Annotated in this window: 6 protein-coding genes; 2 read left to right on the forward strand and 4 right to left on the reverse strand. The window is 72.8% G+C overall.

All coding sequences use genetic code 11. From position 1 onward, the window contains the following. Positions 1–51: 51 nt before the first annotated feature. Together RMT89_RS39450 and RMT89_RS39455 are read right to left on the reverse strand one after the other, a co-directional pair. Positions 52–525 (reverse strand): GNAT family N-acetyltransferase, encoded by a 474-nt coding sequence (locus tag RMT89_RS39450; RefSeq protein WP_315888571.1) that lies wholly within the window; start codon positions 523–525, stop codon positions 52–54. 9 nt (positions 526–534) lie between these two features. After that, the gene (locus RMT89_RS39455) at positions 535–1,332 is read right to left on the reverse strand and encodes an aminoglycoside phosphotransferase family protein (RefSeq protein ID WP_315888572.1); all 798 of its coding nucleotides are present in this window, start codon (positions 1,330–1,332) and stop codon (positions 535–537) included. 96 nt (positions 1,333–1,428) lie between these two features. Here RMT89_RS39455 and RMT89_RS39460 point away from each other — a divergent pair, with 96 nt between their 5' ends. Next, the gene (locus RMT89_RS39460; RefSeq protein ID WP_315888573.1) at positions 1,429–2,832 is read left to right on the forward strand and encodes an FAD-dependent oxidoreductase; all 1,404 of its coding nucleotides are present in this window, start codon (positions 1,429–1,431) and stop codon (positions 2,830–2,832) included. 135 nt (positions 2,833–2,967) lie between these two features. Here the strand turns inward: RMT89_RS39460 and RMT89_RS39465 are convergent, their stop codons facing one another. Next, positions 2,968–3,948: a zinc-binding dehydrogenase gene (locus RMT89_RS39465; protein ID WP_315888574.1), complete on the reverse strand. Its 981-nt coding sequence runs from the start codon at positions 3,946–3,948 to the stop codon at positions 2,968–2,970. Between the two features lie 61 nt (positions 3,949–4,009). Next, positions 4,010–5,170, reverse strand: a complete 1,161-nt coding sequence (locus RMT89_RS39470; RefSeq protein WP_315888575.1) for an NAD(P)-binding protein — start codon at positions 5,168–5,170, stop codon at positions 4,010–4,012. Between the two features lie 140 nt (positions 5,171–5,310). Here RMT89_RS39470 and RMT89_RS39475 point away from each other — a divergent pair, with 140 nt between their 5' ends. After that, positions 5,311–5,916, forward strand: a complete 606-nt coding sequence (locus RMT89_RS39475) for a pentapeptide repeat-containing protein (RefSeq protein WP_399498799.1) — start codon at positions 5,311–5,313, stop codon at positions 5,914–5,916. Positions 5,917–5,936 lie beyond the last annotated feature (20 nt).

Below are 5,936 nucleotides of genomic sequence, written 5' to 3' on the forward strand. Positions count from 1 at the left end.
GTGCCGAACGTCGGGTGGCCGGAGGACCGTTGGAGGCAGCCCCGCGGGTATTCAGCTGCCCAGCGTGACCAGTGCCTCGTCCGTCAGCCGGTACACCGTCCACTCGTCCTGCGGGCGGGCGCCCAGGGACTCGTAGAAGGCGATGGACGGGGTGTTCCAGTCCAGGACGGACCACTCCAGGCGCCGGTAGCCGCGCTCCACGCAGATGCGGGCCAGTTCGGTGAGCAGGGCCTTGCCGTGGCCGGCGCCGCGGGCGGTGGGGCGGACGTAGAGGTCCTCCAGGTAGATGCCGTGCACGCCGCGCCAGGTGGAGAAGTTCAGGAACCACAGGGCGAAGCCGACCGGCTCGCCGGTCGTGTCGTCGACGGCCATATGGGCGTAGGCGGCGGGGCGGTCGCCGAAGAGGGCCTCGTGGAGCTGCTCCTCGGTCGCCTCGGCCTCGTCCGGAGCCTTCTCGTACTCGGCCAGCTCGCGGACGAGGGCGTGGATGACGGGGATGTCGGCGGGGGTCGCGGTGCGGATCATGTCGGGAGGTTAACCGCCGTGGCCGCGCAGGCGTTCGGCAATTTCCAGGTGCTCCGGAAGCGGAGCGTCACCCTCCTCGATCTGCCACACCGAGTTCTGGAGCACCCGGCCCAGCGTCCAGGCGCGCGCCCGGTCCCGGTCCAGGCCCAGGACGTCCGTCATCGCGTCGAAGCGCCAGCGGACCTCGCTGGCGTCGAAGCGGTTCCACAGGGCGGGGAAGAGCTCGAAACCGGGGTCGCCCGCGAGGGGCTTGGGGTCGATGGCGAGCCAGGGGGCGCGGTCGGCGGCCAGAACGTTCTCGAAGTGCAGGTCCCAGTGGAGGAGTCGGTCGCCGGGTTCGCCGGCGACCTCGCGCAGCGCCGCCGCGCAGTCCGCGAGCGGGCCCGGGTCCTTGAGCCGGGGGAGTACGGCCGCCGTGCGGTCCAGAAGGCGCGGGGCGATGTCGGCGAGGCGGCGGAGTTCCGGTGGGGCCTTCAGGGCCGTCAGCCCGGCCAGCAGGTGGGCGATGACGAGGGTGGCCTCGCGGGTGCCGGGCAGGTCGTCCAACGGGCGGTCCGAGTCGAGCCGTTCGAGGAGCAGCGTGCCGTTGTCGGCGGCCAGGAGCCTTGCGGCGCCCTCGCCGTTCCAGGCCCGTAGCGCGACCGGCTCTCCGACGGTCTCGTCGTCGACGTCCTGGAGTTTGAGCGCGGCGGGTGTGCCGTCGGTGCGCAGGACGGGGAGGACGACGGCGCAACGGCCGTACATGGGCGGGCCGTCGAGGCGGAGGCCCCAGCGGTGGAGGAAGGGTGCGGCGCGTTCGGCGATCACGGGCCGACGGTAGCGGCGTACGAGGGCCGTCCTCCAGGCGATAACCACGGAATCCGAAGGAGACACCGGCCGCCGGAACGGGTTAACGTCCCGGCCATGAGCAGCTCGGTCAGCGATGTCGTCAACGGTGGCATCTCCTTCTGGTACGCGGACGACGGCCTCCCTGCGGTGCGGGAGCCGCTGCCCGGGGACGCCTCTGCCGATGTGGTGATCGTCGGCGGCGGCTACACGGGACTGTGGACCGCGTACTACCTGAAGAAGGCGGCGCCCTTTCTCCGGATCACCGTCCTTGAGCAGAAGTTCTGCGGCTACGGCGCCTCCGGGCGCAACGGCGGCTGGCTGTACAACGGCATCGCGGGCCGCGACCGGTACGCGAAGCTGCACGGGCGGGACGCCGCCGTACGGCTGCAGCAGGCCATGAACGGCACCGTCGACGAGGTCGTCGCCGTCGCCGCGGCGGAGGGCATCGAGGCCGATGTGCACAAGGGCGGGGTGCTCGAAGTCGCCCGGACTCCCGCGCAGTTGGCCCGGCTGAAGGCCTTCCACGAGGCCGAGCTCGCCTTCGGGGAGAAGGACCGGGAGCTGTACGGCGCCGGGGAGACCGCCGAGCGGATCCGGGTCGCGGACGCGGTCGGGTCGTCGTGGACCCCGCACGGGGCCCGGGTGCATCCGGTGAAGCTGGTGAAGGGTCTCGCGGCCGCCGTCGAGGCGCTCGGGGTCGTCATCCATGAGCAGACGCCGGTGACGGAGATCCGCCCCAAGCACGCGGTGACGCCGTACGGCACCGTCCGCGCGCCCTACGTCCTGCGCTGCACCGAGGGATTCACCGCCGCGCTCAAGGGCGAGCGGCGGACCTGGCTGCCGATGAACTCCTCGATGATCGCCACCGAGCCGCTGACCGACGAGCAGTGGGCGTCGGTGGGCTGGGACGGGCGCGAGACGCTCGGCGACATGGCGCACGCCTACATGTACGCCCAGCGCACGGCCGACGGCCGGATCGCGCTGGGCGGGCGCGGGGTGCCGTACCGCTTCGGCTCGGGGACCGACAACGACGGGCGGACGCGGCCCGCGACGATCTCGGCGCTGCGGGAGATTCTGCTCGGGTTCTTTCCGTCGCTGGCGGGTGTGCGGGTGGAGCACGCCTGGTCCGGGGTGCTGGGGGTGCCCCGCGACTGGTGCGCCACGGTGACGCTGGACCGGTCGACGGGGCTCGGCTGGGCGGGCGGGTACGTCGGGTCGGGCGTGGCCACGGCGAATCTGGCGGCGCGGACTCTGCGGGATCTGGTCCAGCAGGACTCGGGGCAGGGCGGGCGTACCGAGCTGACGGATCTGCCGTGGGTGGGGCACAAGGTGCGCAAGTGGGAGCCGGAGCCGTTGCGGTGGCTGGGCGTTCAGGGCATGTACGCCGTGTATCGGGCGGCGGATCGGCGGGAGGCGGTGACTCGGGGGGCGGAGTCGTCGCGGCTGGCGCGAGTGGCGGATCGGGTGGCCGGGCGCTGAGCGCTCCGCTGGGTGGAGCTGGTGACCACTGGGGTGCCGCGGTATGCCGGTCTGTCGGCCGCGGCGCCGTTGTGGCTGGTCGCGCAGTTGCCCGCGCCCTTGGGGCGTTTTCTCGTGGCCGGGCCTGACTCCCCGCTACGGCTCCAGTACGACCTTTCCGGTCGTCCCCCTCGTCTCCAGCGCCCGGTGCGCCGCCGCGGCCTCGGTGAGGGGGAAGCGTTGAACCGCCGGAGTCAGGCGGCCCTCCGCCGCCTCCGCCAAGGCCCGCAGTTCGAGGGTGCGGACCGGGTTGGGGCCGCCCGCCTTGCTCAGCATCACCGGGCCGAGGACCTGCTCGGAGACGCCCTCGACGAGGTAGGGCTCGCCGCCCTGGATGCCTTCGCCGGACCAGCCGAAGACGATGTGCCGGCCGCCGGGGCCGAGGAGGGCGACGGACGCCTCGGCCGCGCTGCCGCCCACCCCGTCGAAGACCACGGTGGCCGACCGCCCGCCCAGCCAGGCGCGGACCTTCTCCGGCCAGTCGGGGTCCGTGTAGTCGACGGCGAGGTCGGCGCCGTTCGCCCGGACGCGGGCCACTTTCTCCGGGCCGCCGGCGAGACCGGCGACGGTGGCGCCGGCGTTCTTGGCGTACTGCACGAGCAGGGTGCCGATACCGCCGGCCGCCGCCGGGACGACGGCCACGGAGTCCGGGCCGAGATCGGCGAACTGCAGGATCCCCATCGCCGTACGCCCCGTGCCGATCATGGCGACCGCCTCGGCGAAGTCCAGGTTCTCCGGGATCTCGTGGAGGCGCTCGACATCGGTGACGGCGAGTTCGGCGTACCCGCCCGGCGCGAAGCCGAGGTGGGCCACCACCCGCTTGCCCAGCCAGAGGCCGGCCACGCCCTCGCCGAGGGACTCGACCACGCCGGCCACCTCACGGCCCGGGATGGTGGGCAGCGGCGTCGGGGCGGGGGCCGGGCCCTGCACGCCCTCGCGCAGGGCGGTGTCCAGGAGGTGGACACCGGCCGCGGCGACGGTGATACGGACCTGGCCCGGGCCCGGCCGCGGGTCCTCGACCTGCTCGTAGGTGAGGTTCTCGGCCGGTCCGAAGGCGTGCAGGCGGATGGCGTGCATCAGGGTCCCCCATCACTCGTGGAATCGCTCGTCGGCTCTCGCGGGTGACCACTCTTCAACCTCAAGCATGCTTGAGGTCAAGGGCGTTCTGTCCGAGGGCCAGCGACACCGCGGTCAGCGCGCTGTTGAAGGACACCTCGGAGAGCACTCCGGGCGCGGCGACCTGGTCGCCCGCGAGATAGACGCCGTCGCCCCGGTCGATCGCCGGGCGGTCCCGCCAGCTGGTGCCGGGCAGGTCCACGGCTCCGGTACGGCCGTTCGCGAGGGCCTCCCGCCGCCAGGTGACCCGGTCCCGCCAGCCCTCGAAGGCGAGGTCCAGCAGCTCCTCGGCACGGGCGATCCCGGCGGCCTTCGACTCGGTGGGGCCGAGCGGGATCTGCCCCTGGATCAGCTGCTCGCCGGCCGGAGCGAGGGTCCGGTCCTGCGCGGTGAACCGCTCGATCCACCCCGGCCGGTCCAGGTCGGACACGGCGAAGGCGTCCCCGCGCCGGGTGCGCACCGCCAGGTCGATCAGCGCCGTACGGCCGCTCGTCCAGGTCAGGCTGTCGTCCTTCAGCAGACGCCGGGCCGCGTCCAGCGAGGTGGCGAGGACGACCGGGGTGTCCGTCGGGAGGGTGTCGACACGGGACAGGGTCTCGATCCGGACCCCGAGGTTCCAGGCGTGGTCGGCCATCCGCCCGATGACACTGCCCCAGCCGCCGCGCGGGTAGTGCGCCTCCGGCGGCAGCTTGGTGGCGCGGCGCAGCCGCTCCTGCACGAAGGCGGCGGACAGCGCGCCGGGGTCGTGGTGGAAGAGGGCGACGGCGGAGTAGTGGGCGGCCGCGCGGGCGCCCTCCTCGCCCGCGATACCGCTCGCCCAGGTCAGGAAGTCCACGTCCACGGGTGCCTGGGACAGACCGCGGCGAAGCATCTTGAGCATGCCGAAGGGCGGGGTGCGGCGCAGCACGCCCTTGTGGCGCAGCCGCAGCCGGGCCGCCTCCAGGGGCGGCAGCGGAGCGAGCGGTCCGATCAGATCGCGCTGCTTGAGCCAGGTCCAGTGCGGACCGCCGTTGTAGAGGGCGTGCGGTCCCTCGTTCGTCCGGTACGGCCCCTCGGCGGTCCGCGCCCGGCCGCCCAGGCTGTGGTGGGCCTCGTACACGGCGACCTTGGCGCCCGCTTCGGCGGCGGTGATGGCCGCGGCGAGTCCGGCGAAGCCGCCGCCGACGACGGTGATGCGGTGCATAGGGGTCTCCCTCTGCTCGGGTGGCCTGTTGCTCGGTGGCCTTTCTCCCAGTACGACGCAGCGAGTGCCCTCAAATGTGACATCGGCCGGGTTTTCGCAGGTCAGGGTCGATGTCAGTGGTGGGGTGGACCATGGGGGACATGGCGACTACGGGTGGCAGTGGTACGAGGGTGAAGGCGCCCAAGCGCCCCGAGGTGCGGCTGTCGGCGCTGGAGCCGTACACCGGGGGCGGTCTTGAGCCGGACGGTGACTATGACGGGCTGGAGTTCGGGGAGACGGAGCTCGCCCGGCAGGACGGGGGTGGCGCCCGCTTCATGGACTGCGCGCTCAGAACGTGCGCGCTGGACGAGACCCGGCTTGCCCACGCCCGGTTCCTGGACTCGGTGCTGACCGCTCCGCGCGGGGTCGGCACGGACCTGTCCGAGGCGACCCTTCGTGATGTGGAGCTGCTCGATGCCCGTCTCGGCGGGGTTCAGTTGCACGGCGCCGCCCTGGAGCGCGTCCTGATCCGCGGGGGCAAGATCGACTATCTGAACCTGCGCGGGTCCCGCCTCACAGACGTCGTCTTCGAGAACTGCGTGCTGGTGGAGCCGGACTTCGGCGGCGCCGCCCTGGCGCGGGTCTCGTTCCCGGGGTGCGTCCTGAGGGGCGCGGACCTCGCCGGGGCGACGCTGACGGACGTGGACCTCAGAGCCCGTGAACAAACTGATCGTTGCGGGCGGGTGGGAATCCGTGAATTGACCTGAACAACCAGGACCTCTTGGTA

This window comes from Streptomyces sp. P17 (assembly GCF_032436805.1).
GTDB lineage: Bacteria > Actinomycetota > Actinomycetes > Streptomycetales > Streptomycetaceae > Streptomyces.